Below are 25,405 nucleotides of genomic sequence, written 5' to 3'. Positions count from 1 at the left end.
GTCAGAAATCGCAGGGAATCGGCAGGCCGACAGTCTTCACTCCGGCGCACAGCGATTCGTTGGCCAGCTTCCAGCTGCCGTCGATGCGCTTCCAGGTGACCTGCATGGTGATGGTCGGGCGCCCGGCCGAGCCGCTGTGCAGGATCGCGGTGTGCACGTCGCCCTGGTGGGTCTCGGGACCGGTCACCTCGTTCCAGCCCCGGGGCGCGCGGAACAGGCCGAGGTTGTAGACGGTGCGCGGCACGATCACCGCGTTCACGCCGCCCTCCAGATTCGCGGCCTTGGCCTCGTCGGAGGCCGGGGTCTCGACCAGGAAGCGCACCTGCTCGTTGAGCTCGGCCAGCGTCGGGACATCGCTGGTGATGCGGAAGGTCCCCGGTTCGGCCATCGCCGCCGGGCTGCTCATCAGCACCGCCGCGGCGGGGACGGCGAGGGCGAGGGCGGACCGCAGGACTCGGCTGCTCATCATTTATTCAACCCTTCGGGTGAGCGGAGTTACACTCCGGATTCCTGGCAAAATGCCAGTTGATGGCAGTAAGTTAGCCTAGCCTTATGACTTCGGTCAAGACTCATTTAAATAAGATCGATCCCAGGCCGGGCAGTGCCCCGGCCGGGTGACCCGAGACGGGAAGGTGGTGGTGACGGTGCGGTGCTCAGCCCGCGATCGGCGCGCGGTGCGTCGATCGGGTGGTCAGGCGCAGCGTCACACCGCAGTCGCCGGCGGGGTCCGGACGCACGTCGACATCGAATTGTGTTGCCAGCGTGGGCGAGTGACGCTCGAGGACGCGTTCGATCATGCCCTGCTGGATGCCGCTGACGATCTCGGGCGCGTTGCGCGCGATGCGCCGCAGCGGGCAGTTGCACAGCTGGATCTCGTGCGTGCCGAAACTCGACACCGCCGCGGACACCTGGAATCCGAGCCGGGTCAGCGTGGTGGTCACCAGCGTCACCGGGTCCGGCAGATCGGCCTGCGGTTCGCCGGGATCGCTGAGGCTGTCGGCCCACATCCGCCCGGCCGCCGCGGCTTTGGCGCGCCGCGCGGCGGGGGTGTCACCGAGCTGGGCCAGCAGCGCGTCCAGCACGGGCGCGGCGGGGTCGGCGCCGACCGCCACATATCCCTTGCGCGGGCGGCCCACCGTCTCCGACGGCAGCCAGGTGCCCTCCACCAGACCCGCGTCGATGAGCGCGTTGAGATGGAAGCGCGCGGTGGTGATGTGGATGCCCAAGGTCTGCGCGATCACCGGCGCGTCCAGGGGTTCCAGGGAATCACGCACCAGCGCGAACACCCTGTCCCGCTGCCGGGGTGTGCTGACCATCGGCGCTCCTCTCACGCCGTGACCGGCGACTTCCCCTTCGATTGTAGGACCGCCGCACCCCGCGGCCGCACCGACAGGAGCACATCATGACCACACCACTGCCCTTCGACCATCGCGATTCCGCGCACATCCCCGGGCACTGGCTGCTCGCGCGCCTCGGCAAACGGGTGCTGCGACCGGGCGGGATCGAGCTCACCGAGCGCATGCTCGACGCCGCCGCGCTGCCCGGTGCCGAGGTGGTGGAACTCGCCCCCGGCCTCGGTCACACCGCCGAGGCCATCCTGCGCCGCGAACCCGCGGGCTACCGGGGCGTGGAGGCCGACGACGCCGCCGCCGCGCGCAGCGCCGAGGTCGTCGGCACCCGCGGCGCCGTCACCACCGGCGACGCCGCCGACACCGGCCTGCCCGCGGACTCCGCCGACGTGGTGGTCGGCGAGGCCATGCTCACCATGCAGACCGACCCGCACAAGGCCGCCATCATCGCCGAGGCGTTCCGGGTGCTGCGCCCCGGCGGCCGCTACGCCATCCACGAGCTCGCGCTGCACCCCGACGACCTCGACGACGCCGTCAAGACCGAGATCCGCAAGGCGCTGGCCCGCTCGATCAAGGTCAATGCCCGGCCGCTGACCCGCACCGAGTGGACCGACCTGCTCACCGCGGGCGGATTCGTCGTCGAGACCGTCGATTTCGCGCCGATGGCGCTGCTGCGACCGCGCCGTGTGCTCGCCGACGAAGGTCTGCTCGGCACCGCCCGCATCATCAAGAACGTGCTGCGCGACCGCGCCGCCCGGCAGCGTGTGCTCGCCATGCGCGCCACCTTCACCACCCACGCGAAGGCGCTCACTGCCATCGCGGTCATCGCCAGGAAGCCGAACGCATGAGCACTCTCGTCACCGACACGACCGCCTGGCAGCCCAGGGACGGCGAGCTGCCCAATATCCAGCGCCTGCTGGCCGGGCCCGGGATCACCCTGGTCCGCCTCAGTTTCCGGCAGGGCCAGGTGCTCGACGAGCATCGCGCGCCGGGCCCGATCCTGATCAGCTGTGTCTCCGGAGTGATCGATCTCGACGTCACCGCGGGCGGGGCGGTCGAGGCGCACCGGCTCGAACCCGGCGCCACGATCTATCTCGCCGCCGGTGACCCACACCGCCTCGAAGCCCGCGCCGACGCCGTCGTGCACCTCACGCTCCAGCGGAACCTGACTCCCGCGTGATCAGGCGGTGGTGAAGGCCGCGGTGTTGGCGGCCGCCCAGGCGGCGAAGGTGGTCGGTGGGCGGCCGGTGATGTCGGTGACGCTGGTCAGCGGGAGGGTGGCCGGGTCGGGGGAGTAGCCGGTGAGGACACTGTCGACATACCAGTTCGCCCGCTCACCCATGCTGGGCGCCAGCGCGGCGACGGTGTCGTCGCGGGAAGCCTGCTCGAAGGTGAGCTCGCGCCCGAGCGCGGTGGCGATGTGGTCGAGAAGCTCTACGCGGGTGAGGACTTCGGGTCCCGACAGGGTGAGGGCCCGGTTGCCGGTGTCCTCGGCGAGCAGGGCGGTGGCGGCGACCGCGGCGATGTCGTCCATGGCGATCGGTGCCGTCGCGGCCTGCGGATACGGCTCACGCACGGTGCCGGTCTCCCGGATCTGGTGCGCCCACATGATCGAGTTCTCCATGAAATCCGCGGGCCACAGATGCGTCCAGGACAAGCCGCTGTTCTCGACCGCCGTGCACACCGTGCCCCACCAGCTCTCCGGTTCGCCCGACAGGTCGACCACGTGCCGCACCCCGGCCGCGCGCGCCAGCGCCAGCACCTCGGTGACGGTGCCGGGCGAGGGCGCCAGATACATCCGGTCGACACCCTCGAATGCCGCGCCGAGGCTGTCCGGGCGGCCGATATACCCCTCGGCCACCTCCACTTCCGGCGGCAGGGCGGCCCGGCGGGGGTCGGTGGTGAGTGCGCGGACGTCGCTACAGCCGGCGGCCAGCACATGGTCGACGACCTTGCGGCCGATATTGGCGGTGGCTCCGGTCACCAGGATGGTCATGGGTTTCCTTCCGGTCGGGCTCGGTGAACCACCGATTGTGCCGACGGAATCGTCCTCTGGCACATGGCCTCAGCAGCCGTCCGGCAATCGGTGATGTTTTTCCGATATCACCGCAGGTGGTTCCGCTCGGGCGTGACCGATGCGAAAATGTTCGCGGACCGAGATCCGGTCCAGCAGAGGATGTTCCGCCGTCACCGGCGGGCAGACTGGAGGGGCACGATGACATTTTCGTCTCGAACTAGTTCCAGTGCACGGCGTATCGGAGCGGTCGCGGTTCTCGCGGCCGGGGCACTCGGTCTCGCGGCCACCACCGCGCACGCCGGACCCGCCGCGGCCGCTCCGATCGTCCAGGGTTCCGAAGGGGGAGTGGCCTTCACGGCGAGCCCGCTCGCCGACGGTTCCGGGCTCACCGCGTCCGTCGCCGACGGCACCTTCCGCCTCGCGGGCGGTGTGGTCACCCTCGCCGACCGCAGTGGTCGGGTGGTCGCGTCGGTGCCGACCAGGATCGTCACCGGCGCGGGCGATTTCGACCTCGCGGCGGGTGTCGCCGCCGACGGGCAGTCGGTCACCCTGCGTCCGGTCGCGGCGCCCGCGCTGGTCACCGACAATCTCGCGTCCTTCGTCGACGAGGCGAGTGACACCCAGGCCCGCAAGCAGTACAACGCGGGCATCGGCGCCCTGGTCGGCGCCGGGATCGGCGCGGTGCTCGGCTTCTTCCTCGGTGGGGTCGGCGCGCTGATCACCATTCCGATCGGTGCGGGCATCGGCGCTCTCATCGGTTACTCGACGCCGTAGTGAATCGGTGGTGGCCGGTGCCGACCGGTCACCACCCGCGTCGGCCTCGGTAGGTTGTCCGGGACGGGACAGCAACGGAGGCAGGCGATGACGTTGTTCGACTACGACGCGGAACTGCGGCGACACAACATCGCCCTGCGCGCCGCCGCGGGCGTCCGCGCCGGTGACCGGGTGCTCGACATCGGATGTGGCACCGGTCTGACGAGCCGCGAGGCGGCCCGCGCCGCCGTCGGCGGACAGGTGCTCGGTGTGGACATCACCCCGGCGATGCTCGCGGAGGCCGAGCGCGTCAGCGCCGGAGAAGGCTTGTCCCACCTGAGCTTCGAACTGGCCGACGCCCAGTCGCACCCGTTCCCACACGCCGGTTTCGACCTGTGTATCAGCCGCTTCGGCACCATGTTCTTCGCCGATCCGGTGGCCGCGTTCACCAATATCGGTCACGCGCTGCGCCCCTCGGCCCGCCTGGTGATGCTGGTGTGGCAGGGCTACGACCGCAATGCCTGGGCCACCGAGATCCTGCCGGTCCTCGGCGCCGCGCCCTTCCTCGGCAGCCCGGGGCCGTTCTCCCTCGCCGAACCCGCCGTCATCGAGAACATCCTCACCGCGGCGGGTTTCCGCGATATCGGCATCACCGATCTCGACGAGCCCGTCTACTACGGCCCCGACGCGGCCGCCGCTCTCGACAACCTGCTGCGTCTGTCGTATTTCCGGGTGAACTTCGCCGCCCTGGACGCGGCCGCCGCCGAGCGGGCCCGCCGCCGCCTGCTCGCCGTCCTCGCCGCCCACGAGACCGGCGACGGCGTCGCGTTCGATTCGCGATCCTGGATCGTCACCGCCCGTCGGTGAATCCTTTCGCTCCGCGCCCGCCTCTCATCTGTGTCCCGGCACGGTGCCCGGACGGAGACGGAGGTTGTCGTGGTCATCGGAATCGGCGTGGTGGTCGGCTTGACGGTGGTGTGTACGTGCCTGGTGGTCGTGCGTCGCGGGCGGGCCGGGCGTGACTGACCCGCGCTGGCCCGACGACACCGTGATCCGGGCCGCCCAAGGCGGTGACGTCGAATCGATCGCCGTGCTGGTCTCGGGCGCGCACCCGAATATCCGGCGTTTCGCGCTGTCGCTGTGCGCCACCCCGGAGGACGCCGAAGACGCCGCCCAGGAAGCGCTGATCATCCTGTATCGCAAGATCGGGATGCTACGCGCCTCCGGGGCTCTGGCGTCGTGGATGTTCCGCATCGTGCGCAACGAGTGCCTGCGGCGCGCACGACTCCCCGGTGGCCGCCTGCCGCTCCCCGACCGCGATGTCGCCGACTCCGCCGAGGACGAGATGCTGCGCCGCGCGGAAGCGAGCCGGGTGGCGGCCGCGGTGGCCGCGCTGCCCGCCGAACAGCGTCACGTGCTGGTCATGCGCGACATCCAGGGCTACAGCGGGCGCATGGTGGCCGACACCCTCGGCCTCAGCACCGCCGCCATGAAGTCCCGCCTGCACCGCGCCCGCGCGACCGTGCGCGAAACGCTGCGTCCGGCGCTCGAGCCCACTCCAGGAGAACACCGTGCCGAACACTGACAGCCCCGGCTTCGCCGGCACGTCCCTCCCGGCGCACCTCGTCCGCAGCGCGGTGGGTTTCGGCGCGCTCGCCGGCGCCCTCGCCCTCTACCCGATCCTCGGCCTGCTCAGCGTGGCACTGCTCCCGCTCGGCCTGTTCGCCCTGCGCGGCTGCCCGATGTGCTGGGTGATCGGCCTGGCGCAGACCGTGTCCCGCGGCCGGGTGCGGCGCAGTTGTCAGGACGGGCAGTGCTCGCTGACGGTCGCTCGGTCCGAAGAGCATTCCAGCAGCGAACGTGTCGGAGGTGTCACCTAGAGTTCGGCCGCGAACGGCAAGCGGCTGAAAGGGGACAGGCATGGGGTGGCCGAGGTCGACGGCTGGACCTTTCTCGCCGATCCCGACATGCGGGTGACCTTCGACGACGAAGTGCTGGAAGGGCTGTCCGGCTCCGGGGGCGTGCCGGCCTGCACCGAGGAGACGGCCGGTTAGCCGGTGCGGCGGAGTTGGTTGCGGTATCGCTCGCCCCAGGCTTCCATCAGGGCGATGATCGGGATGAGGTCGCGGCCGAAGCTGGTCAGCTCGTATTCGACCCGGGGCGGGACCTCGGGGAACACGGTGCGGGTGAGCACGCCGTCGCGTTCGAGTTCGCGCAGCTGCGCGGTGAGCATGCGCTGGGTCACCTGCGGCATGGCGCGGCGCATCTCGTTGAACCGCGCCGTGCCCTCGCTGAGCAGATAGACGATCATGCCCTTCCACTTGCCGCCGAGCACATCGAGGGTGACCTCGACCGGGCAGTCGAAATCGAGATCTTGCTTACGTGTGGCCATGCGCGTCCTCGTCTCACCGGCAAAGGTATGGAAAAGGGTACCGGGTAACAGAAATGTGCGTTCTTACGCGGAAATTCCCGGTCGGGCAGGCTCGGTCGCACACCCCGATCCAGACCTGAGGAGTTCCGAGATGGCCCAGCTACTGCGGCTCGACGCCAGCCCGCGCCAGTCCCGCTCACACACCCGCACCCTCGTCGGCGAGTTCGTCGACCAGTGGCGCGAGGCCAGGCCCGACGACACGGTGATCCACCGCGACCTGGGCCACCGACCGCCCCCGCACCTCACCGAGGACTGGATCGCCGCCGCCTTCACCACCCCCGACCGGCGCACACCCGCCATGCACGCCGCGCTGGCCGACAGCGACGAACTGGTCGACGAACTGCTCGACACCGATGTGCTGGTCCTGGGCGTCCCCATGTACAACTTCGGCATCCCCGCGATGCTCAAGGCCTACATCGACAACATCGTCCGCGTCGGCCGCACCTTCGCCTTCGACCCCGCCGCCGACGCGCCCTACACCCCGCTCACGGCGGGCAAACGCGCGTTCGTCATCGTCGGCACCGGCGACGCGGGCTACGACGCGGGCGGCCCGCTGGCCCACATGAACCACGTGGAGCCGTACCTGCGCACCGCGCTGGGATTCATCGGCATCGACGACCTCGAGTTCGTCTACACGGGCAACGACGAGTTCGGCGGCGAACGCCTGCGCCGTTCGCTCGAATCCGCCCGCGAGCGGGTCGCGACGTTGACCGCCGATCGTGAGTCGGCGATGGCGAGCTGACGGGTGGTTCAGCCGAGTGGAGCGAGGATCGCGACACCGGCACGGACGGCCGCCCAATCCGTTTCACCCTGGGCGGCCAGCGCCCGCGACAGCCATGTCCGGCGCTGGGCCTGTTCCCGGACCAGCGCCGGGAGGTCGAGTTCGATGTCCCGGGCGAGACCGGTTTCTGTGAGCCGGTCGATACGTTCCTGCATGGCGTCGAGCAGCCGTCGGTCGAAATCTGTCATGGCTGAGACGAATTCGGATGTCCCGATGGTCCGGCGTCCGGAAGGTGGTGCGGAGAACGCGATCTCACCCTCCGGATCGGCGTTTTGCTGCCAGGCCACGGTGATCGTGTCCTCTGGGCCGAGGGTGCGCCACCAGTGAAACGAGGGCCCGAACCGGAGGTACCCGCTGTCGGTCCAGCGCACGCCGTAGGCATCGGTGGCGGCATCGACCGCCGGGTCCTCGGTCTCGGCCCAGTGCCCTGACCCCGCGGCGAAGAACTCCACCAGGTCATCCGGGACCGGCTCCAGAGCCGACGGCAGCACACCGAGCAGGTCCTCCCACAGCCGCACGACGTAGTAGTCGGCCCAGGCGGTGGAACCGCTCTCGTCCGGCGAGTCCGTGGGCGGCGTCGCGTACCGCAGGAACTCGACACCGCCGATGTCCAGGCAGTACCGGCCCTGCGTGAGCGCGAACCAGTGCAGACGGCGATGCTCACCCCACGGAACGACCTCCTCGAGAGCCGACAGCTCGAACCGCACACCCATCCCGCCCCGCGTCACCTTTCACCGGTCTGGTGGTTGATATCGGGCACGGACCCATCGTGCCGCAGTGCCGGTTCGGTGGCAGGGCGACTGGCACATCCCGGCGGACCGTGCGAGCCGGGGCTAGGGTTGGTCTTCGAATCCAGGAGGCGCACCATGACGGAATCGACCATCGAACTCGCCGGATATCGACTGCCGCGCACAGGTTTCGGGGCGATGCGGCTGCCGACCGAACCGGCTGATGAGCGGGCGGCCTCGATCGCGCTGCTGCGGGAGGCCGTCGAGCTCGGGGTGCGGTTGGTCGATACCGCGCATCTGTACGGCTGGGGTGCCAACGAGGAGCTGGTGGCGGAGGCGTTGTCGCCGTACGCGGACGGGCTGCTCGTGGCGACCAAGCTCGGTGTCGAGCAGCGCGTCGACCATCCCGACGGCGCGGTGTACAACGGCAGCGAGAAGTTCCTGCGCACCCAGGTCGAGGACGCGTTGCGGCGCCTGCGCGTCGAACGGATCGATCTGATGCAGCTACATCGCGTAGACCCGCAGATCCCGGTGGCCGAACAGGTCGGCACCCTGCGCGATCTGCGCGACGAAGGAAAGATCGGCCACATCGGCCTCTCCGAAGTGGACACCGCCCAGCTCGCCGAAGCCCGGTCGGTCGTAGAGATCGCCAGCGTGCAGAACCGCTACAACATCCTCGACCGCGAACACGAGCCCGTCGTCGACGCCTGCACCGAAGCCGGAATCGCCTTCCTCCCTTGGCGACCCATCGCCGCGGGCATCACCGGCAAGAGCACCGCCATCACCGAGATCGCAACCGAACTGAACGCCACCCCCACCCAGATCGCCCTCGCCTGGCTCCTCCACCACTCACCCGTCATCACCCCCATCCCCGGCACGGCCGCACGAACACACCTCACCGAAAACCTCGCCGCGGCCCACCTGGACCTCACCGCCGAGCAGTACGAACGCTTGAACAACCTGGCCACGGCCGAGCAGAGATAGTGCGGCCCGGTCGAGAGCTGACGCGGGGCCGGGGCAGATCGAAGAGTGCGGGAACCGTCCCGCACTCTCAGGGGGTGGGCGCAGAGGGGTTCGAACCCCCGACCGCTGGTGTGTAAAACCAGTGCTCTACCGCTGAGCTATACGCCCGGGCACCGCCGGGGAACCGGCGGTGACGGTTTATGAATCTAGCGCGGCGAGCGCTTTCTCCCAAGCCGCCTGGTCACGGGCCTCTCCGGGGCCGTTCATCTCGGCGAAAGTGATGTAGCCGGACTTGTCGATGACGAAGGTGCCGCGGTTGGGGTAGCCGGACTTCTCGTTGAAGACGTCGTAGGCCTGGGTGACCGCGCCGTGCGGCCAGAAGTCGGACAGCAGGGGGAACAGGTAGCCCTGTTCGGCCGCCCAGATCTTGTGGGTGGGTGGGGGGCCGACGGAGATCGCGAGGATCTCGGCGTCGTCGTTCTGGAATTTGGGCAGCTCGTCGCGGACCTTGCACAGCTCGCCCTGACAGATGCCGGTGAAGGCGAGCGGATAGAACACCAGCAGGACGTTCTTCTTGCCGCGGTAATCCGACAGGGTGACAGGCTGGTTGTTCTGGTCCTTGAGCGTGAAGTCCGGCGCGAGCGTGCCAACCTCTAGCGGCATACGGGGATCCTGTCGTCGTGTCGGGTCTCAGCCGAGCGTTCTCGTCCGGCTGAGACCTTAGCGAACGCCGGGATCAGCGCTGCTTGGACGGTGCCTTCGGCTGGACCAGGCGCGAGCCCGTCCAGCTGCCGAGGCTGATGGTGGATGTCTGGGTCAGGCCGGCCGTGGGCGCGGCTTCGGCGATCTCGCTCGGATCGACATGGCCCGGATGTCCGGTCTTGGGGGTGAGGACCCAGATGAAGCCTTCGTCGGACAACGGGCTGATGGCGTCCATCAGCTCGTCGGCCAGATCGCCGTCTCCCTCTCGCCACCACAGCAGGACGGCGTCGACGACCTCATCGGAGTCGACGTCGACCATCTCCGCGCCGCTGACCTCCTCGATCTCGGCGCGCAAAGCGTCGTCGGTGTCTTCGTCCCAGCCCAATTCCTGAACAACCAAGCCGTGAGAAATGCCAAGCTTCTGAGCGTAGTTCTGCGCGTCCGCCGCGGCGACCACGGTGGTGTCCTCCCTAAACTGCCGACAATAAGATAGGTGCAAGCGAACATGGTTATCGGCCGTAGCGCAAGCCGATCGGATGAATCGGTACCGTATGCCGCGTGTCGGAGGGGTGGATTCAGCGGCTCTGGCAGGCGTCGTGCACGGCGGTCCGGGCCTGGTTGATCGCCCTGCTGGCGGCGTTGAGCTTGTCCACCTGCGAGCTGTAGGTCATCTTCCTGGTTTCGGCGGCCAGTGCGCGCGCGGCGATCACGTAGTCGGTGAATTTCGCGGCCAGATCCGCGGGCAGGGCGGCGCCCGCGGCCGTCACGCCGGACTCGACTTCGGTGGCGGCGGTGTCGAGCGTGCTCGCGGCGGCCTCGCGCTTGGCGGCGTAGTCGGCGGCGTTGTTGTCGTGGGCGGTGACGAACTCGTTGAAGGCGGTGACCGCGGCGCCGGTGGTGGTGGGGAAGCGGGTGCAGTTGTCCTCGATCGCGCGCTCCTGCGCGGCCGCCGCCTTGGACGAGGCCGCCGCCGAGGACGAGGCCGCGGCGCTGGTCTTGTAGGCGGCCACCTCGGCGGGATCGGTCGTGGGCGTACCAGGGATCTGCTCGGCGCACCCCGCCACCACCGTGCCCGCGATCACCGCGGCGGCGGCACAGGCCAGCCCCAACCGGCGCGCGTCCAGCAGCCTCATCGTCGTGCCGATCCCTCTCACTCGCTCCATCGCTGTCGGTGTTTCCCCCGCTGAACTTAGTTGATCACCGACATGCGGTCGTCGGCGGAATACCCGGCAGTACCCGCCGGAGAGGATGACCTGTGCCACCTTTTCGGTAAGGATGGTGGGGCGCCCGAAACTTTCGTGACGGGTGGCCCGCACACCAAGCGGGCAGGCCCGGGGATAGCGACGCCAACAAGCAGTTCAGCCCCCTGTACGAGGAGCAGATTTGACCGACCTGATCCACCCTGTCTCAGCGAATTCCGCGCAGGAGCCGCCCCCGTCCGACGCCGGACCCACCACCGGAACCACCGGCGAGCGCGTTCGGGTGATCCGCGAGGGCGTGGCGTCGTATCTTCCCGACATCGACCCGGAGGAGACCAGCGAATGGCTGGAATCCTTCGACGACATGCTCGACCGGGAAGGCCCGGGCCGCGCCCGCTATCTGATGTTGCGCCTGCTCGAGCGCGCGGGCGAACGCCGCGTCTCGATCCCGGCCCTCACCTCCACCGACTACGTCAACACCATCCCCACCGAGAACGAGCCCTGGTTCCCCGGTGACGAGGAGGTCGAGCGCCGCTACCGCGCCTGGATCCGGTGGAACGCCGCGATCATGGTGCACCGCGCGCAGCGCCCCGGCATCGGGGTGGGCGGGCACATCTCGACCTACGCGTCCTCGGCGGCGCTCTACGAGGTGGGCTTCAACCACTTCTTCCGCGGCAAGGACCATCCCGGCGGCGGCGACAGCGTCTACATCCAGGGTCACGCCTCGCCGGGCATCTACGCCCGGGCGTTCCTGGAGGGCAGGCTCGGCGCCGACCGGCTCGACGGCTTCCGCCAGGAGTACAGCCACGGCGGTCTGGGCAAGGGCCTGCCGTCCTACCCGCATCCGCGCCTGATGACCGACTTCTGGGAATTCCCCACGGTCTCGATGGGCCTGGGCCCGATGAACGCCATCTACCAGGCCCGGTTCAACCACTACCTGCACGATCGCGGCATCAAGGACACCTCCGACCAGCACGTGTGGGCCTTCCTGGGCGACGGCGAGATGGACGAGCCGGAATCGCGCGGGCTGATCCAGGTGGCCGCCAACGAGGCCCTGGACAACCTGACCTTCGTCATCAACTGCAACCTGCAGCGCCTGGACGGACCGGTGCGCGGCAACGGCAAGATCATCCAGGAGCTGGAGTCGTTCTTCCGGGGCGCGGGCTGGAACGTCATCAAGGTGGTCTGGGGCCGCGAGTGGGACGCGCTGCTCGGCGCCGATCGCGACGGCGCGCTGGTGAACCTGATGAACACCACCCCCGACGGCGACTACCAGACCTACAAGGCCAACGACGGCGCCTACGTGCGCGATCACTTCTTCGGCCGCGACCCGCGCACCAAGGCGCTGGTGCAGCACATGTCCGACAGCGAGATCTGGAATCTCAAGCGCGGCGGGCACGACTACCGCAAGGTCTACGCGGCCTACGCGGCGGCGATGGCGCACAAGGGCCAGCCGACGGTGATCCTGGCCAAGACCATCAAGGGCTACACCCTGGGCAAGCATTTCGAGGGCCGCAACGCCACCCACCAGATGAAGAAGCTGGCGTTGCAGGACCTCAAGGACTTCCGCGATCTGCAGCGCATCCCGATCAGCGACGCCGAGCTGGAGAAGGACCCGTACCTGCCGCCGTACTACCACCCCGGCATGGACAATCCGGCCATCCAGTACATGCTGGCCCGCCGCCAGGCGCTGGGCGGTTTCGTGCCGGAACGGCGCTCGCAGGCCAAGCCGCTGACGCTGCCCGGTGACGAGGCGTACCGCTCGGTGCGCAAGGGCTCGGGCAAGCAGAAGGTCGCCACCACGATGGCGCTGGTGCGGCTGATGAAGGAGCTGCTGCGCGACAAGGAGATCGGCAAGCGGATCGTGCCGATCATCCCGGACGAGGCCCGCACCTTCGGCATGGACTCCTGGTTCCCGACGCTGAAGATCTACAACCGCAACGGCCAGCTCTACACCTCGGTCGACGCGGAACTGATGCTCGCCTACAAGGAGAGCACCGTCGGCCAGATCATGCACGAGGGCATCAACGAGGCCGGGTCCACCGCGTCGTTCACCGCGGCGGCCACCTCCTACGCCACCCACGGCGAACCGATGATCCCGCTCTACATCTTCTATTCGATGTTCGGCTTCCAGCGCACCGGCGACAGCTTCTGGGCCGCGGCCGACCAGCTGGCGCGCGGGTTCGTCCTCGGGGCCACGGCGGGGCGCACCACGCTCACCGGTGAGGGCCTGCAGCACAACGACGGGCAGTCGCTGCTGCTGGCCTCGACCAACCCGGCGGTGGTCACCTACGACCCGGCGTTCTCCTTCGAGATCGCGCACATCGTGCGCGACGGGCTGCGCCGGATGTACGGGGGCGGCACGGCGGCGCCGAGCAAGCTGCCTGGCGCGCATCCCCAGCCCACCGGCACCTTCGGCGGCGAGGACATCTTCTACTACATCACCCTCTACAACGAGCCCTACCAGCAGCCGGCCGAGCCCGAGGGGCTGGATGTGGCCGGGTTGCTCAAGGGCCTGTACCTGTACCAGGCCGGTGGTGAGGGCGAGGTGCGCGCGCAGATCCTGGTCTCCGGTGTCACCGTGCCCGACGGGTTGCGGGCCCAGGAGATCCTGGCCGAGCAGTGGGGTGTGGCCGCGGACGTGTGGTCGGTGACCTCCTTCGGCGAGCTGCGCCGCGAGGCGCTGGACAAGGAGATCGCCGCGCTGGAGCAGCCGGACCAGGAGCCGGGCGTCCCGTACGTCACCGAGGCGCTGGCCCCGGCGCGGGGACCGGTGGTGGCCGCGACGGACTGGATGCGCGCGGTCGCCGACCAGATCCGCCAGTGGGTGCCCGGCGACTACACCACCCTGGGCACCGACGGGTTCGGCTTCTCCGACACCCGGCCCGCCGCGCGGCGCGTGTTCAAGGTCGACGCCGAGTCGATCGTGGTCGCGGTGCTCGAGGGCCTGGTGAAGGACGGCACGTTCGACAAGGCCAAGGCGGTGGAGGCGGCCGAGAAATACCGCATCCACGACGTGGCCGCCGCGCCGAAGCCGAGTGCGGACGCGGGCGAGGAACTCGCGTAGCGGACTATTGGACTGTGGAGCGTAAACCGCCGCGGCCCCGCCGGATCACCGAGGGAACCAGCGAGCACGAGGTCTATCTGCCGACCGGGGCACTGTCCCCGAACCGGCAGACCCGTGATCCGCTGCCCGACACGCTGCTCAAGCGGGTCAAACAGTTCTCGGGACGGCTGTCCACCGAGGCGGTGGGGTCGATGCAGGACCGGCTGCCCTTCTTCGCCGATCTCGACGCCGCGCAGCGTGCGGGCGTGCAGATGCTGGTGCAGACCGCGGTGGTGAACTTCCTGGAGTGGTTGCAGGACCCCGACTCCGATATCCGCTTCAGCCTGGACGCGTTCCAGGTGATCCCGCAGGATCTGGCGCGGCGGCTCACGCTGCGCCAGACCGTGGACATGGTGCGGGTGGCCATGGACTTCTTCGAGCAGTGGCTGCCCGCGCTGGCCCGTAACGACCGGCAGCTGGTGGCGCTCACCGAGGCGGTGCTGCGCTACGGGCGTGAGCTCGGCTTCGCGGCCGCCTCGGTGTACGCCAGTGCCGCCGAATCGCGGGGCGCGTGGGACACCCGGCTGGAGGCCCTGGTGGTCGACGCGGTGGTCCGCGGGGACACCGGCCCGGACATGCTCTCCCGGGCCGCCACGTTGAACTGGGACGCCACCGCGCCCGCCACCGTGCTGGTCGGTACACCCCCGCCGGATCAAGGGGTGTCCACGGTGGGCGCGGTGCACACCATCGCGAGCAGGCACGGCCGGGCCGCGCTGGCGGTGGTGCAGGGGGCGCGGCTGGTGATGGTGGTCAGCGGGCATCTCGGTGACGCGGGGATCGGCTCGGCGTTCCTCACCGATCTGCTCATCGATGTCTTCTCCGACGGGCCCGTGGTGATCGGGCCGACCATGCGCACCCTGGGCGCCGCGCACGCCAGCGCGATCGAGGCCTTGGCGGGCATGGAGGCCGTGGTGGGCTGGCGGGGCGCGCCAAGGCCCGTTCACGCCTCGGAATTGCTGCCCGAACGCGCCCTGCTGGGCGATAGAGCTGCGGTGGAGGCGCTGAACGAGTATCTTGTCGTCCCGTTGGCCTCGGCCGGATCTTCGTTGTCCGACACACTCGACGCCTACCTGGATTGTGGTGGAGCAGTAGAAACGTGCGCGCGTCAGCTGTACGTCCATCCAAATACCGTTCGGTACCGACTCAAACGAATCGGCGAGATCACGGGACGGGATCCGATGAATCCGCGTGACGCGTATGTGCTCCGAATCGCGGCCACAGTGGGCCGTTTGACACGAACGCATAACGAATCGTCACCCCCCGTCACAGAAACCCCGCCTGCCCCAGTGGGTCAAGAGCCCCTGTAACGCGATCGGGGAATCGGTCGATCAGGACAGTCCACCTCGGATTTTGTGGAACCCCTACAAAACCCATCAGAAAGCTTCATTCGCGCCGACATCTCGTGCGGCGGGGGTCACAGTGTTTTCTTAGGGAGTGATCGCGTTGTTCACCCCTGGACAGGGGTCCCAGACTCCCGGCATGCTCGCGCCCTGGCTCGCCCTTCCCGGTGCGACCGACCGTCTCGAGCTGTGGTCGAAGGCCGCCGGCCTCGACCTGGTTCGTCTCGGCACCACCGCGACCGCGGAGGAGATCGTCGACACGGCGGTCACCCAGCCGCTCGTCGTCGCGGCCGCGCTGCTCGCGTTCGCCGAAATCGCCCCGGAAACGCTGCCGGCGGATACCATCGTCGCCGGACACTCGGTCGGCGAATTCGCCGCAGCCGCTGTCGCCGGCGTCATCACCGCCGACGAGGCGGTCTCTCTCGCCGCCATCCGCGGCCGGGAGATGGCCAAGGCGTGTGCGCTGGAACCGACCGGCATGTCCGCGGTGCTCGGTGGCGACGAAGCCGCCGTGCTCGCCCGGCTCGCCGAACTCGATCTCGTCCCGGCCAACCGCAACGCGGTCGGCCAGATCGTCGCAGCGGGCCGGATGGACGCTCTGGCGGAGCTCGCCGCGAACCCGCCGGAGAAGGCACGGGTCCGCGCATTGCCCGTCGCCGGTGCGTTCCACACCGCCTTCATGGCCCCGGCGCAGGAAGCTGTCGCCGAGGCCATCGCCCGGATCACGCCGCACGACCCGGCGCGCACCCTGCTGTCGAACTTCGACGGCAAGCCCGTCACCTCGGGCGCCGACGCGATCGACAAGCTCGCCGCGCAGGTCACCCGGCCCGTGCGCTGGGACCTGTGCACCGAGACCGTCCGCGCCGCCGGTGTCTCGGCCGTGGCCGAACTGCCACCGGCGGGCACCCTCGTCGGTATTGCCAAGCGGGAGCTGAAGGGCACGCCCAATCTGGCCCTGAAGACTCCGGAAGACCTCCCCGCGTTGGTCGAACTGACCACCTCCGGCTAGCTTTCCCCCCGGCGGTCACGCACGACGAAGTGCCGACCGTCCACGACCCCTATCAATGAGAACAAGAAGGGAGCCACCAAAGTGGCCGCTCTGACCCAGGAACAGATCGTCGAAGAACTCGGCAAGATCATCGAAGAGGTGACGGGTATCGAACCCTCCGAGGTGACCATCGAGAAGTCCTTCGTCGACGACCTGGACATCGACTCGCTGTCCATGGTCGAGATCGCTGTGCAGACCGAGGACAAGTACGGCGTCAAGATCCCCGACGAGGATCTGGCCAGCCTGAAGACCGTGGGCGACGCCGTTGCCTACATCCAGAAGCTCGAGGCGGAGAACTCCGACGCCGCCGCGGAGCTCAAGGCCAAGTTCGACGCCGAGTAGGGCCGACACTGTGACCACTCCTTCCACCTTGAACGGGAATTTCCCCAACGTCGTCGTCACCAGCATGGCGGCGACCACGTCGATCGCGGGTGATGTCGATGCGACGTGGAAGGGACTCCTCAACGGTGAGAGCGGAATCGACGTTCTCGAGGATTCCTTCATCGAGGAATACGACCTGCCGGTGCGCATCGGCGGTCACCTGAAAGTCAGCCCCGACACCCTGCTGAGCCGGGTCGAGATCCGCCGCATGGCGTATGTCGAGCGCCTGGCGACCGTCCTCGGTCGCGAGGTGTGGAAGAACGCGGGCAGCCCGGAGGTCGACCCCGACCGCCTGGGCGTCGCGATCGGCACCGGCCTCGGTGGCGGCGACGCGCTGATCGACTCGGTCGACAAGCTGAAGAACGGTGGCTACCGCAAGATCTCGCCACTGGCTGTTCAGATGGTCATGCCGAACGGTCCGTCGGCCGTCGTCGGTCTCGAGCTGAAGGCCAGGGCGGGAGTGGTCACTCCGGTCTCGGCGTGCTCGTCGGGTTCGGAGGCCATCGCCAACGCGTGGCGGATGATCGTGATGGGTGACGCCGACATCGTCGTCACCGGCGGTGTCGAGGGCTTCATCGACTCGGTGCCGATCGCGGCGTTCTCCATGATGCGCGCGATGAGCACCCGCAACGACGATCCGAAGGGCGCCTCGCGTCCGTTCGACAAGGATCGTGACGGCTTCGTCTTCGGCGAGGCCGGTGCGCTCATGGTCATCGAGACCGAAGAGCATGCCAAGGCTCGCGGTGCCACCATCCACGCGCGTCTGCTGGGTGCGGGCATCACCTCCGACGGCTTCCACCTGGTCGCTCCCGATCCCGAGGGCACCGGTGCGGCCCGGGCGATGACCCGCGCGATGCAGACCGCCGGTCTGACCAAGAGCGACATCACCCACATCAACGCCCACGCGACCGCGACCCCCATCGGCGACACCGCCGAGGCCAACGCGATCACCAAGGCCGTGGGCAACCACGCTTCGGTCTACGCGCCGAAGTCGGCACTGGGTCACTCGATCGGCGCCGTCGGCGCGCTCGAGTCGGTACTCACCGTGCTCGCGATCCGGGACGGCATCGTCCCGCCGACGCTGAACCTGGAAAACCAGGACCCGGAGATCGACCTCGATGTGGTGCACGGGCAGGCCCGGCACCAGGAGATCGAGTACGCGATCAACAATTCCTTCGGCTTCGGTGGGCACAACGTCGCGCTCGCCTTCGGTCGGGCCTAGCCGCACCGATCGACTGCATCACGATCCCCGGTGGGGGTCGCGCCAACTGAATGGTTCGACCCCCACCGGCGGTTCGCCACACGCAGCCGCCGCAGCGGCCAGAATCTCACACGAAGGTAGGAGTAAACGCGATGACCATCATTGCTCCCGCGTTTCAAGACACGACGACCGATCCGCGTGACCCGCTCGGTCGGCTCCAGCGATTCTTCGACCCCGGCACCGTCCTACCGCTGCACCCGCGGGACAAGTCCGGTGTCCTGGCCGCGATCGGCGAGGTCGACGGTGTGCGCACCGTGGCCTACTGCTCCGACGCCACCGTCATGGGTGGCGCCATGGGCGTCGACGGCTGCAAGCACATCGTCGACGCGATCGACACCGCCATCGATTCCGGCATCCCGGTCGTGGGCCTGTGGCACTCCGGTGGCGCCCGCCTGGCCGAGGGTGTCGAGGCCCTGCACGCGGTCGGCCTGGTCTTCGAGGCCATGGTCCGCGCGTCCGGTCTCGTCCCGCAGATCTCGGTGGTGCTCGGCTTCGCCGCCGGCGGCGCCGCCTACGGCCCGGCTCTGACCGACGTCGTCATCATGGCGCCCGAGGGCCGCGTCTTCGTCACCGGCCCGGACGTGGTCCGTTCGGTGACCGGCGAGAACGTCGACATGGAGACCCTGGGCGGTCCCACCACGCACTACAAGAAGTCCGGCGTGTGCCACATCGCCGCCGACGACGAGGCCGATGCCATGCACCGGGCCCGCCGCCTGGTCTCGATGTTCGCCGAGCAGGGCGAGTTCGACCTGGTCGCGGCCGAGCACGGCGACGTCGACCTCAAGGCGATGCTGCCGGAGTCGGCCAAGCGCGCCTACGACGTGAAGCCGATCATCCACGAGCTGCTCGACAACGTCGACGGTGAGTCCTCGTTCGAGGAGCTGCAGGGCGGTTACGCGCGCAGCATGGTCGTCGGTCTGGGCCGGCTCGGTGGCCGCACCGTCGGCGTGCTGGCCAACAACCCGCTGCGCCTGGGTGGCTGCCTCAACTCCGAGAGCGCCGAGAAGGCCTCGCGTTTCGTGCGCCTGTGCGACGCGTTCGGCATCCCGCTGATCGTGGTCACCGATGTGCCCGGGTACCTGCCGGGTGTCGGTCAGGAGCTCGAGGGCGTGGTCCGCCGCGGTGCCAAGCTGCTGCACGCCTTCGCCGAGGCCCGCGTCCCGCGCGTCACCCTGGTGACCCGCAAGATCTACGGCGGCGCCTACATCGCGATGAACGCCCGCTCGCTGGGCGCGACCGCGGTGTACGCCTGGCCCGGTTCCGAGGTGGCCGTGATGGGCGCCAAGGCCGCGGTCGGCATCCTGCACAAGAAGGCACTGGCCGCCGCGCCCGAGGACGAGCGCGAGGCCCTGCACGAACGCCTCACCGCCGAGCACGAGAAGATCGCGGGCGGCGTCGAGCGCGCCGTCGCCATCGGCGTGGTCGATCAGGTCATCGACCCGGCCAAGACCCGCAGCATCATCGCCGCGGCCCTGGCCTCCGCCCCGGCACGCAAGAGCCACCACAAGAACATCCCGCTGTGACCTGACAGCACCGCACCACCTTCGGGCCCCGGACGACCTCCGGGGCCCGAACCCGTTTCCTGGGCATAATCGGGGGGTGCGCTATGAGGAGTTGGCGGAGGTTCCGTGTTCGATCACGCGGGGGTTGGTGATCTTCGGGGATCGGTGGACGTTGCTGATCCTGAAGTATTGCTTCGCGGGGGTGCGGCGGTTCAATGGGTTGCAGGGGGCGTTGGGGATTTCGCGGAGCCGGTTGGGGGATCGGCTGGATCGGTTGATCGAGCACGGGATTCTGGTGAAGGGGCCGGTGGCGGGTGGGGCGTACGAGGAGTACCGGCTGACCGAGAAGGGGCATGCCATCTATCCGATTCTGATGGCGATCCGGGAGTGGGGTGACGTGTACACGGCACCGGACGGTCCGCCGGTGGAGTATCGGCATCGTGACTGTGCGGGGGAGGCGCATGTGCATCTGACCTGCGATGTCTGCGCGGCCGAGCTCACCGCCCGCGACATCGTCCCCGAACCGGGGCCGGGGCTCACCCGCTCCTGAGCCGGGAGTTCAGGCGGTGTGCCAGGTGACCTGGTCGTCCAGTGGCGCGCGGGCGGTGCGGAAACCGTTGACGGGATGGTCGGGATCGGGGTGGCCGAAGGAGACACCGAAGACCACCTTGCGGTGCTCGGGGATGCCGAAATACTCGTGCAGGAACGGCGAATACGAGGCCAGCGCCGCCTGGGGTGCGGCACCCAGACCCAGCGCCTGGGCGCCGAGCAGGAAGTTCTCCAGCCACAGCCCGCAATCGATCGCGCCGTACACACCGAGATCGGCTTCGGAGGTGACGATCGCGACGTGCGGGGCGTCGAAGAACTCGAAGTTGCGCACCATCTGGCGCATCGTCTTCTCGTGGTCGCCCTTGACGATGCCGAGCGAATCGTAGAGCTGGAACCCACAGGCCCGCCTGCGTTCCTTGTAGACCCCGGCGTACTCGGCGGGGAACTCGAAATCGGGTGCGGTGCCGTGGCTCTGAATGTAGGTGAGCAGTTCCTTGCGGAAGCGTTCGGTGCCCTCGCCCTCGGTCACCACGACCTGCCACGGCTGGGTGTTGCACCACGAGGGGGTGCGCTGGGCGAGTCCGAGCAGGCGCTCGATCGTGGCCCGCTCGACCGGCTCGGGCAGGAACTGGCGGCAGGTCCAGCGGTCGTCGGCCAGCCGTCGCAGGGTGGCGAAATCGGAGTCGGTCGGCGCCATCGTGCGGCCCCCTCGCTGCAGAACTGGTCTCTTTTCGAGACCAAAGTAGCACCCGGGTCACGCACGCGGAACCCCGTCGGCACCGCGAATTCCGGTGCCGACGGGCGAAATCGACGAATTCAGGCGCGTCGGCGCACGATCCAGACGGCGAGGCCCAACCCGGCCAGCAGCACGACACCGGCCGCGCCGAGGGCATAGGCCGTCCACGGCCGGGCGGTGGCGGGGGCGCCGCTCACCGACGCGGGCGGGGTCTGCTCACCGAGGACGTCCGCGCTCCCGGCCACATAGACCGGCCCCGGCTCCGGTGTGCCCGCGACGGTCAGGTCGAGCCGCACCGGCGTCGGCGGCATGGCGTCGGCACCCAGGGGCAGCCCGACCTTGACCGCGAGGTAGTGCCACCCCGCCACCGACTGCTGCCGCACCGTGGCGTCGTTCGCGTCCCGGTTGGCGTAGCGGACGGGGATCGAGGCCACCTCCAGGTCGGTGGTGGAACGTCCGGTGTAGGCATTGGTGTCGGACTCGATCTCGCGGCCCAGCGGCGAGTACAGCGAGGTCTCCACATTGGTGGCCGAGGTGCGGCCCGCGCCACCGGTCTCGGCGAAGTGGACCCGGTAGGCCAGGCCCTGGCCCCAGTCCAGGCGCACCTTGTAGAAGACGTACTCGCCCGGCCGCACCGTGTCGGTGTAGCTGCCGCTGCCGTCGAGTTCGGCCGCCACGGTGAAGGCGCCACCACCGCTGACGGGGCGTGGCTCGCCGCCGGGAGCGGTGAACGGTGTGGCGCGGGTGTCGGCGGGCGGGCCCGCGTCGGTGACGCCCGGTTCGATGCCGACCAGCAGCTCCACCGGCAGCCGGGCGGGCGCACCGGTCGGCGCGAGGTCCCAGTTCAGTTCGTAGTAGTAGCGGCCCGCGCCCACGCAGTCGCCCGAGCCGTCCTCGGCCGCGCCCTCGAAGGTGTTGGCGACCGTGAGCGCCACTCCGTCACCGGCCCTGGTCTCCAGTTCGCGTTCGCGAATATTGCAGGAGGTGCCGTTGCGGCCGTAGACGCGCAGTTCCAGGGCGGCGAGGTCCTCGGTGATGGAGACCTCGGGCGCGCGGGGGAAGGAGACGATGCCGGTGAAATAGGCGGTGGCGCCCGCGGGCACGTCGACCGCGTAGAAGCGCTTCTCCTGCCGGCCGATGGTGTCGAGGTACTGGCCGGGCTCGGCGACCGGCGCGGTGGCAAAGCTGGCGGTGCCGGTGATCGGGGTGCCGGTGGCCTCGTAGTTGCGCAGGGCGGCCGCGCTCACCCGGGGCAGGACGCGTTCGAGCGCGGCGCCGTCGGCGGCGTCGGTGTAGGTGCCGCCGGTGGCCTGGGCCATGCAGGTGAGCTGGGCGCGGGCCTTGTCGTCGACGGCGAAACCGATCGAGTGCACGACCAGATCCACCCCCTGCCGCTTCAGCTCCGCGGCGACCTCGCACGGGTCCGGTGGCGCGCAGGTGTCGTCACCGTCGGAGACCAGCACGATCGAGCGCGGACCCGCGTCGGGCAGCGCGTCGGCGGCTTGGCGCAGCGCGGTGCCCATCGGGGTCCAGCCGCGGGCCTTGATGCTGTCGACGGCGCTGGTCAGGCCGGGTTTGTCGAGGGTGGTCGGTGGGTGCAGGACCTGCACGTCGCGGCAGCCGGCGGCCTTGTCCGCCTCGGCGTTCGAGGTGCCGGTGCCGTAGGTGGTGAGGCCGACGGAGGACTCGGCCGGCGCCGATTCGACGAACCCGCGCACCGCCCGCTTGGCCGAATCCATCATGGTGCCGCCCTGATCCGGGCGTTCCATCGAGCCGGAGGCGTCGAGGATCAGCATGGTCGGCGCGTACTGTCCCGGGTCGGCGTGCGCGGGGGTCGCGGTGGGCGCGACGGCGATCGCGGCGGCGGTGAGCGCGATGGTCAGCGGGCGGAATCTCGGCATTGTCCTCGACTTCGACGATCCAGGGGTGAAACCGGACAGACGTTACCGATCGTGCGGGTCGGCCTCCACCCCCGAAACTGGTGGCACCGCCCACCGTTTGCCGGACGAAATGCCGTTCGGGCTGGTGACGCGGGCTTTTTCCGGCACCGTCGCGCACAATCGACCCATGGCTTCGCAGGCCCGTGCCGCTCAGGAGCGCAAGCGGCACGGCAGGCACTACACGCCGCCGGACCTCGCGCGGTTCCTGGCGCGCCGGGCTCTGCGGCATCGCCCGCCCGGCGTGGAGCTGCGGGTGCTCGACCCGGCCTGCGGCGATGGGGAACTGCTGCTGGCCGTGCGGCGCGAGCTGGCGGTGAGCGCGCCCGAGGTGCGGGTGCGGCTGACGGGCTACGACCTGGATCACCCGGCCTTGCGCCGGACCGCGCGCCGCGCCGCGGACGAGGGCGTCGAGATCGACTGCCGTCCCGGCGATTTCCTCGCCGCCGCACCACATCTGCCCGAGTCCTCGTTCGACCTGATCATCAGCAATCCGCCGTACGTGCGCACCCAGCAGCTCGGCGGCGCGACCGCCCGCCTGCTGAGCAAACAGTTCGGCCTGCGCGGCCGGATCGACCTCACCCACCCGTTCGTGGCCGTCGCGCCCCGGCTGCTGGCCCCCGCCGGGGTACTCGGATTGCTGTGCGCCAACCGGTTTCTCACCACCAGGGCGGGCGCCAATCTGCGCCGCATCCTCACCGCCGAACTGACCCCGGTAGAGCTCTACGACCTCGGCGACACCAAGCTGTTCACCGCCGCGGTGCTCCCGGCGATCACCGTCGCCACCCGCGACACCCGGCCGGGACCGTGCCGGTACGTCTCGGTCTACGAGCAGGTGGGCGCCGAAGCCGACGGCGGCACCGAGTTGTTCGAGGCGCTGGCCGGTGACGACGGCTGCCTGGTCGGCGCCGGTGGGCGGGTGTTCGCGGTCGAGGTCGGCGTCCTCGCGACCGGCTCGCCGATGGGGCGCAGCGTCACCGGGCCCGCGGCGATCGCCGGGGTCGATGGGGCGAGTGCGCGCATGGCCGCCGCAACCGAATCGGGGGCCCGTGCGGTCGGCGGCGACAATGCACGCACGGCCGAGATCGAACCGGGGGCTCGGGCGGTCGGCGGCGGAAGCGGGAAGGCGGTCGCGCGCTTGAAGCCCGTACGGCGGGACCGCGCGGACGATCGGCACGCACAGGGCGAGGACGCCTGGCGGATGTCGCGTCCGGATCTCGACCGGTGGCTGGCCCGGATCGGCAACCGCACCTGGCGCTCGTTCGGGGACACCGCGCGCATCCGGGTGGGGATCAAGACGACCGCCGACCGGGTGTTCATCTCCGATCGCTGGGAGCAGAAGGAGCCCATGCCGGAGCCGGAACTGTTGCGGCAGTTGATCACTCATCACGATCTGCAACCGTGGCGGATCGCGCGGGATCGCGGCACCCGCGTGCTCTACCCCTACGATCTGGCCCAGCCCCGCCGCACACCGATCGACCTGGCCGAATTCCCGGACGCCGCACAGTATCTGCGCTCCCACGAGCAGGCGCTGGCCGGGCGGCGCTATGTGCTCGACGGTGGCCGCCAGTGGTTCGAGATCTGGGTGCCGCAGCGCCCGCATCTGTGGGGCGCGCCCAAGCTGGTGTTCCCCGATATCAGCGAGCGGCCCCGTTTCGCGCTGGACCGCTCCGGCGCGGTGGTCAACGGCGACTGCTACTGGATCTCGCTGACCGATCTCGGCGACGACGACCGAGCCACCGATCTGGCGTATCTGCTGATGGGCGTGGCGAATTCGGCGCTGGGGCTGCGCTTCTACGACGCGGTCTGCGGCAACCGCCTGTATTCGGGCAGGCGCCGCTGGATCACCCAGTACGTGGCGCGGCTGCCGCTGCCGGACCCGGGCGGGCCCGCGGCGCGGGAGATCGTGCGCCGGGTGCGCGCGGTGCTCGACGAGGGGGTCGGCGCCGCGGGCATCGATGAGGCGGTGGCCGCCGCGTTCGGCGTGCCGGTTCAGTGAGCGGTGCGGATACCGACCATCGGGAGCAGGGTGCGCCGGGCGAACTCGCGACCCGCGGCGGCGTCGTCGAGGGGGATGAGCCCGTCGGGGGTGAGGGCGAGCGAGAGCGCCAGGCGGGCGAGCACCTCGGCGACCAGGTCGGGGTCGAAGGTGAGCTCGGGCATGTCGGCCTGGAGTTCGCGCAGCTTCTCCGCGAGATAGGCGCGCCCGACCGCGAGGATGGGCCCGGCGTCGGTGGTGAGCCGGGGCAGGATCATCTCCGGTTCGGTGCCCAGCAGCCGCCGCAGCAGCTCGTTGCCCGCGATGGTGCCCACGAACGCGACGAAGATCTCGACGAGCTGGTCGTCGGGTTCGGTGACGGCCCGCACCCGCTCGTCGATCTCGGCCACATAGCGCTGGGCCTCCCGCACACCGACCGCCTCGACCAGCTCGTTCTTGGATTCGAAGCGTCGGTACAGGGTGGCCGGACTGATCCCCGCGCGCCGCGCGATCTCGCCCATACTCGTGCGTTTGATCCCGAAATCCAGGAACGCCGACAGCGCGCTGTCGAGCAGCTTCTCACCGTCGGACCCGGGCTTCTCCAGTATCCGCGCGAGGATGGACGAAACGGTAGGCATCGCCCC

At 69.5% G+C, this 25,405-nt stretch carries 28 protein-coding genes and 1 tRNA gene; 17 read left to right on the top strand and 12 right to left on the bottom strand.

What is annotated here, in order from left to right; genetic code table 11:
• Position 1: 1 nt before the first annotated feature.
• Both ACFC06_RS24290 and ACFC06_RS24285 read right to left on the bottom strand, forming a co-directional pair.
• The gene (locus ACFC06_RS24290; RefSeq protein ID WP_375936048.1) at positions 2-469 is read right to left on the bottom strand and encodes a hypothetical protein; all 468 of its coding nucleotides are present in this window, start codon (positions 467-469) and stop codon (positions 2-4) included.
• Between the two features lie 184 nt (positions 470-653).
• On the bottom strand, positions 654-1,316 hold the full coding sequence (locus ACFC06_RS24285) for a helix-turn-helix domain-containing protein (protein WP_375936045.1): 663 nt from the start codon (positions 1,314-1,316) through the stop codon (positions 654-656).
• 86 nt (positions 1,317-1,402) lie between these two features.
• On the opposite strand from ACFC06_RS24285, the gene ACFC06_RS24280 reads away from it, so the two are divergent.
• Together ACFC06_RS24280 and ACFC06_RS24275 are read left to right on the top strand one after the other, a co-directional pair.
• Positions 1,403-2,197: a methyltransferase domain-containing protein gene (locus ACFC06_RS24280; RefSeq protein WP_375936042.1), complete on the top strand. Its 795-nt coding sequence runs from the start codon at positions 1,403-1,405 to the stop codon at positions 2,195-2,197.
• On the top strand, positions 2,194-2,529 hold the full coding sequence (locus ACFC06_RS24275) for a cupin domain-containing protein (RefSeq protein ID WP_375936039.1): 336 nt from the start codon (positions 2,194-2,196) through the stop codon (positions 2,527-2,529). Before ACFC06_RS24280 ends, ACFC06_RS24275 begins: the two co-directional genes overlap by 4 nt.
• On the opposite strand, the gene ACFC06_RS24270 is transcribed toward ACFC06_RS24275, so the two are convergent.
• Positions 2,530-3,345, bottom strand: coding sequence for an NAD(P)H-binding protein (locus tag ACFC06_RS24270; RefSeq protein ID WP_375936036.1), 816 nt, complete (start codon positions 3,343-3,345; stop codon positions 2,530-2,532).
• 219 nt (positions 3,346-3,564) lie between these two features.
• On the opposite strand from ACFC06_RS24270, the gene ACFC06_RS24265 reads away from it, so the two are divergent.
• The 5 genes from ACFC06_RS24265 (at position 3,565) to ACFC06_RS24245 (ending at position 6,173) form a co-directional block, all read left to right on the top strand.
• On the top strand, positions 3,565-4,140 hold the full coding sequence (locus tag ACFC06_RS24265) for a hypothetical protein (protein WP_375936034.1): 576 nt from the start codon (positions 3,565-3,567) through the stop codon (positions 4,138-4,140).
• 87 nt (positions 4,141-4,227) lie between these two features.
• Entirely contained in the window at positions 4,228-4,986 is a 759-nt protein-coding gene (locus ACFC06_RS24260) for a class I SAM-dependent methyltransferase (protein WP_375936031.1), read from the top strand.
• A 151-nt stretch (positions 4,987-5,137) separates the two neighbouring features.
• Positions 5,138-5,704 carry an RNA polymerase sigma factor gene (locus ACFC06_RS24255; RefSeq protein WP_375936028.1) on the top strand — a complete coding sequence of 189 codons (567 nt, stop codon included), beginning with the start codon at positions 5,138-5,140 and terminating at the stop codon, positions 5,702-5,704.
• Positions 5,691-5,999 (top strand): hypothetical protein, encoded by a 309-nt coding sequence (locus ACFC06_RS24250; RefSeq protein ID WP_375936025.1) that lies wholly within the window; start codon positions 5,691-5,693, stop codon positions 5,997-5,999. The genes ACFC06_RS24255 and ACFC06_RS24250 overlap by 14 nt, the downstream gene beginning before the upstream one ends.
• A 45-nt stretch (positions 6,000-6,044) precedes the next feature.
• Complete coding sequence (locus tag ACFC06_RS24245; protein ID WP_375936023.1) at positions 6,045-6,173, top strand: hypothetical protein; 129 nt, start codon at positions 6,045-6,047, stop codon at positions 6,171-6,173.
• Here the strand turns inward: ACFC06_RS24245 and ACFC06_RS24240 are convergent.
• Positions 6,170-6,511: a winged helix-turn-helix transcriptional regulator gene (locus ACFC06_RS24240; protein WP_375936020.1), complete on the bottom strand. Its 342-nt coding sequence runs from the start codon at positions 6,509-6,511 to the stop codon at positions 6,170-6,172. The genes ACFC06_RS24245 and ACFC06_RS24240 overlap by 4 nt on opposite strands.
• Positions 6,512-6,641: 130 nt before the next feature.
• On the opposite strand from ACFC06_RS24240, the gene ACFC06_RS24235 reads away from it, so the two are divergent.
• Positions 6,642-7,292 carry an FMN-dependent NADH-azoreductase gene (locus tag ACFC06_RS24235; RefSeq protein WP_375936018.1) on the top strand — a complete coding sequence of 217 codons (651 nt, stop codon included), beginning with the start codon at positions 6,642-6,644 and terminating at the stop codon, positions 7,290-7,292.
• 8 nt (positions 7,293-7,300) lie between these two features.
• Here the strand turns inward: ACFC06_RS24235 and ACFC06_RS24230 are convergent, their stop codons facing one another.
• Positions 7,301-8,044, bottom strand: a complete 744-nt coding sequence (locus tag ACFC06_RS24230) for a DUF5984 family protein (RefSeq protein WP_375936015.1) — start codon at positions 8,042-8,044, stop codon at positions 7,301-7,303.
• Between the two features lie 153 nt (positions 8,045-8,197).
• Between ACFC06_RS24230 and ACFC06_RS24225 the strand changes: the two genes are divergently transcribed.
• On the top strand, positions 8,198-9,043 hold the full coding sequence (locus ACFC06_RS24225) for an aldo/keto reductase (protein WP_375936012.1): 846 nt from the start codon (positions 8,198-8,200) through the stop codon (positions 9,041-9,043).
• Between the two features lie 75 nt (positions 9,044-9,118).
• On the opposite strand, the gene ACFC06_RS24220 is transcribed toward ACFC06_RS24225, so the two are convergent.
• The 4 genes from ACFC06_RS24220 to ACFC06_RS24205 all read right to left on the bottom strand — a co-directional run bounded on the left by ACFC06_RS24220 (position 9,119) and on the right by ACFC06_RS24205 (position 10,857).
• A tRNA-Val gene (locus tag ACFC06_RS24220) sits at positions 9,119-9,190 on the bottom strand.
• 30 nt (positions 9,191-9,220) lie between these two features.
• Positions 9,221-9,685 carry a peroxiredoxin gene (locus ACFC06_RS24215; protein ID WP_375936009.1) on the bottom strand — a complete coding sequence of 155 codons (465 nt, stop codon included), beginning with the start codon at positions 9,683-9,685 and terminating at the stop codon, positions 9,221-9,223.
• Between the two features lie 73 nt (positions 9,686-9,758).
• A complete protein-coding gene (locus tag ACFC06_RS24210) occupies positions 9,759-10,181 on the bottom strand; it encodes a DUF3052 domain-containing protein (RefSeq protein ID WP_336083461.1) in 423 nt (140 codons plus the stop codon).
• A 118-nt stretch (positions 10,182-10,299) separates the two neighbouring features.
• The gene (locus ACFC06_RS24205; RefSeq protein WP_375936006.1) at positions 10,300-10,857 is read right to left on the bottom strand and encodes a hypothetical protein; all 558 of its coding nucleotides are present in this window, start codon (positions 10,855-10,857) and stop codon (positions 10,300-10,302) included.
• Positions 10,858-11,107: 250 nt separating this feature from the next.
• Here ACFC06_RS24205 and aceE point away from each other — a divergent pair, with 250 nt between their 5' ends.
• From aceE to ACFC06_RS24170, 7 genes are all read left to right on the top strand, one after another.
• Positions 11,108-13,990: a pyruvate dehydrogenase (acetyl-transferring), homodimeric type gene (gene aceE / locus ACFC06_RS24200; protein WP_375936003.1), complete on the top strand. Its 2,883-nt coding sequence runs from the start codon at positions 11,108-11,110 to the stop codon at positions 13,988-13,990.
• Positions 13,991-14,004: 14 nt separating this feature from the next.
• Positions 14,005-15,336 carry a PucR family transcriptional regulator gene (locus tag ACFC06_RS24195; protein WP_375936000.1) on the top strand — a complete coding sequence of 444 codons (1,332 nt, stop codon included), beginning with the start codon at positions 14,005-14,007 and terminating at the stop codon, positions 15,334-15,336.
• A gap of 127 nt (positions 15,337-15,463) precedes the next feature.
• Positions 15,464-16,378, top strand: coding sequence for an ACP S-malonyltransferase (locus ACFC06_RS24190; protein ID WP_375935997.1), 915 nt, complete (start codon positions 15,464-15,466; stop codon positions 16,376-16,378).
• Positions 16,379-16,459: 81 nt separating this feature from the next.
• Positions 16,460-16,759 carry a meromycolate extension acyl carrier protein AcpM gene (gene acpM, locus ACFC06_RS24185; RefSeq protein WP_043649469.1) on the top strand — a complete coding sequence of 100 codons (300 nt, stop codon included), beginning with the start codon at positions 16,460-16,462 and terminating at the stop codon, positions 16,757-16,759.
• 10 nt (positions 16,760-16,769) lie between these two features.
• Positions 16,770-18,020, top strand: coding sequence for a KasA/KasB family beta-ketoacyl-ACP synthase (locus ACFC06_RS24180; protein ID WP_375935993.1), 1,251 nt, complete (start codon positions 16,770-16,772; stop codon positions 18,018-18,020).
• Between the two features lie 131 nt (positions 18,021-18,151).
• The gene (locus ACFC06_RS24175) at positions 18,152-19,582 is read left to right on the top strand and encodes an acyl-CoA carboxylase subunit beta (RefSeq protein WP_375935990.1); all 1,431 of its coding nucleotides are present in this window, start codon (positions 18,152-18,154) and stop codon (positions 19,580-19,582) included.
• A gap of 76 nt (positions 19,583-19,658) precedes the next feature.
• Positions 19,659-20,111 (top strand): winged helix-turn-helix transcriptional regulator, encoded by a 453-nt coding sequence (locus ACFC06_RS24170; RefSeq protein WP_375935988.1) that lies wholly within the window; start codon positions 19,659-19,661, stop codon positions 20,109-20,111.
• Between the two features lie 9 nt (positions 20,112-20,120).
• Here ACFC06_RS24170 and ACFC06_RS24165 read toward each other — a convergent pair whose 3' ends face one another.
• Together ACFC06_RS24165 and ACFC06_RS24160 are read right to left on the bottom strand one after the other, a co-directional pair.
• Complete coding sequence (locus ACFC06_RS24165) at positions 20,121-20,807, bottom strand: nitroreductase (RefSeq protein WP_375935985.1); 687 nt, start codon at positions 20,805-20,807, stop codon at positions 20,121-20,123.
• Between the two features lie 119 nt (positions 20,808-20,926).
• Positions 20,927-22,747 (bottom strand): VWA domain-containing protein, encoded by a 1,821-nt coding sequence (locus ACFC06_RS24160; protein WP_375935982.1) that lies wholly within the window; start codon positions 22,745-22,747, stop codon positions 20,927-20,929.
• A gap of 166 nt (positions 22,748-22,913) precedes the next feature.
• On the opposite strand from ACFC06_RS24160, the gene ACFC06_RS24155 reads away from it, so the two are divergent.
• Positions 22,914-24,782 carry an Eco57I restriction-modification methylase domain-containing protein gene (locus ACFC06_RS24155; RefSeq protein WP_375935979.1) on the top strand — a complete coding sequence of 623 codons (1,869 nt, stop codon included), beginning with the start codon at positions 22,914-22,916 and terminating at the stop codon, positions 24,780-24,782.
• On the opposite strand, the gene ACFC06_RS24150 is transcribed toward ACFC06_RS24155, so the two are convergent.
• Positions 24,776-25,399 carry a TetR/AcrR family transcriptional regulator gene (locus tag ACFC06_RS24150; protein ID WP_375935975.1) on the bottom strand — a complete coding sequence of 208 codons (624 nt, stop codon included), beginning with the start codon at positions 25,397-25,399 and terminating at the stop codon, positions 24,776-24,778. The genes ACFC06_RS24155 and ACFC06_RS24150 overlap by 7 nt on opposite strands.
• Positions 25,400-25,405: the final 6 nt, after the last annotated feature.

This window comes from Nocardia sp. NPDC056064 (genome assembly GCF_042266925.1).
Lineage (GTDB): Bacteria > Actinomycetota > Actinomycetes > Mycobacteriales > Mycobacteriaceae > Nocardia.
Note: the sequence above shows the minus strand (reverse complement) of the source record. Positions and strands in the feature narration are given on the sequence as shown.

What these genes read in the sequence shown, in the direction of transcription:
- ACFC06_RS24290 (WP_375936048.1), bottom strand. Translation starts at nt 469, where the DNA reads ATGATGAGCAGCCGAGTCCTGCGGTCCGCCCTCGCCCTCGCCGTCCCC.
- ACFC06_RS24285 (WP_375936045.1), bottom strand. Translation starts at nt 1,316, where the DNA reads ATGGTCAGCACACCCCGGCAGCGGGACAGGGTGTTCGCGCTGGTGCGT.
- ACFC06_RS24280 (WP_375936042.1), top strand. Translation starts at nt 1,403, where the DNA reads ATGACCACACCACTGCCCTTCGACCATCGCGATTCCGCGCACATCCCC.
- ACFC06_RS24275 (WP_375936039.1), top strand. Translation starts at nt 2,194, where the DNA reads ATGAGCACTCTCGTCACCGACACGACCGCCTGGCAGCCCAGGGACGGC.
- ACFC06_RS24270 (WP_375936036.1), bottom strand. Translation starts at nt 3,345, where the DNA reads ATGACCATCCTGGTGACCGGAGCCACCGCCAATATCGGCCGCAAGGTC.
- ACFC06_RS24265 (WP_375936034.1), top strand. Translation starts at nt 3,565, where the DNA reads ATGACATTTTCGTCTCGAACTAGTTCCAGTGCACGGCGTATCGGAGCG.
- ACFC06_RS24260 (WP_375936031.1), top strand. Translation starts at nt 4,228, where the DNA reads ATGACGTTGTTCGACTACGACGCGGAACTGCGGCGACACAACATCGCC.
- ACFC06_RS24240 (WP_375936020.1), bottom strand. Translation starts at nt 6,511, where the DNA reads ATGGCCACACGTAAGCAAGATCTCGATTTCGACTGCCCGGTCGAGGTC.
- ACFC06_RS24235 (WP_375936018.1), top strand. Translation starts at nt 6,642, where the DNA reads ATGGCCCAGCTACTGCGGCTCGACGCCAGCCCGCGCCAGTCCCGCTCA.
- ACFC06_RS24230 (WP_375936015.1), bottom strand. Translation starts at nt 8,044, where the DNA reads ATGGGTGTGCGGTTCGAGCTGTCGGCTCTCGAGGAGGTCGTTCCGTGG.
- ACFC06_RS24225 (WP_375936012.1), top strand. Translation starts at nt 8,198, where the DNA reads ATGACGGAATCGACCATCGAACTCGCCGGATATCGACTGCCGCGCACA.
- ACFC06_RS24215 (WP_375936009.1), bottom strand. Translation starts at nt 9,685, where the DNA reads ATGCCGCTAGAGGTTGGCACGCTCGCGCCGGACTTCACGCTCAAGGAC.
- ACFC06_RS24205 (WP_375936006.1), bottom strand. Translation starts at nt 10,857, where the DNA reads ATGAGGCTGCTGGACGCGCGCCGGTTGGGGCTGGCCTGTGCCGCCGCC.
- ACFC06_RS24175 (WP_375935990.1), top strand. Translation starts at nt 18,152, where the DNA reads ATGACCATCATTGCTCCCGCGTTTCAAGACACGACGACCGATCCGCGT.
- ACFC06_RS24165 (WP_375935985.1), bottom strand. Translation starts at nt 20,807, where the DNA reads ATGGCGCCGACCGACTCCGATTTCGCCACCCTGCGACGGCTGGCCGAC.
- ACFC06_RS24160 (WP_375935982.1), bottom strand. Translation starts at nt 22,747, where the DNA reads ATGCCGAGATTCCGCCCGCTGACCATCGCGCTCACCGCCGCCGCGATC.
- ACFC06_RS24155 (WP_375935979.1), top strand. Translation starts at nt 22,914, where the DNA reads ATGGCTTCGCAGGCCCGTGCCGCTCAGGAGCGCAAGCGGCACGGCAGG.
- ACFC06_RS24150 (WP_375935975.1), bottom strand. Translation starts at nt 25,399, where the DNA reads ATGCCTACCGTTTCGTCCATCCTCGCGCGGATACTGGAGAAGCCCGGG.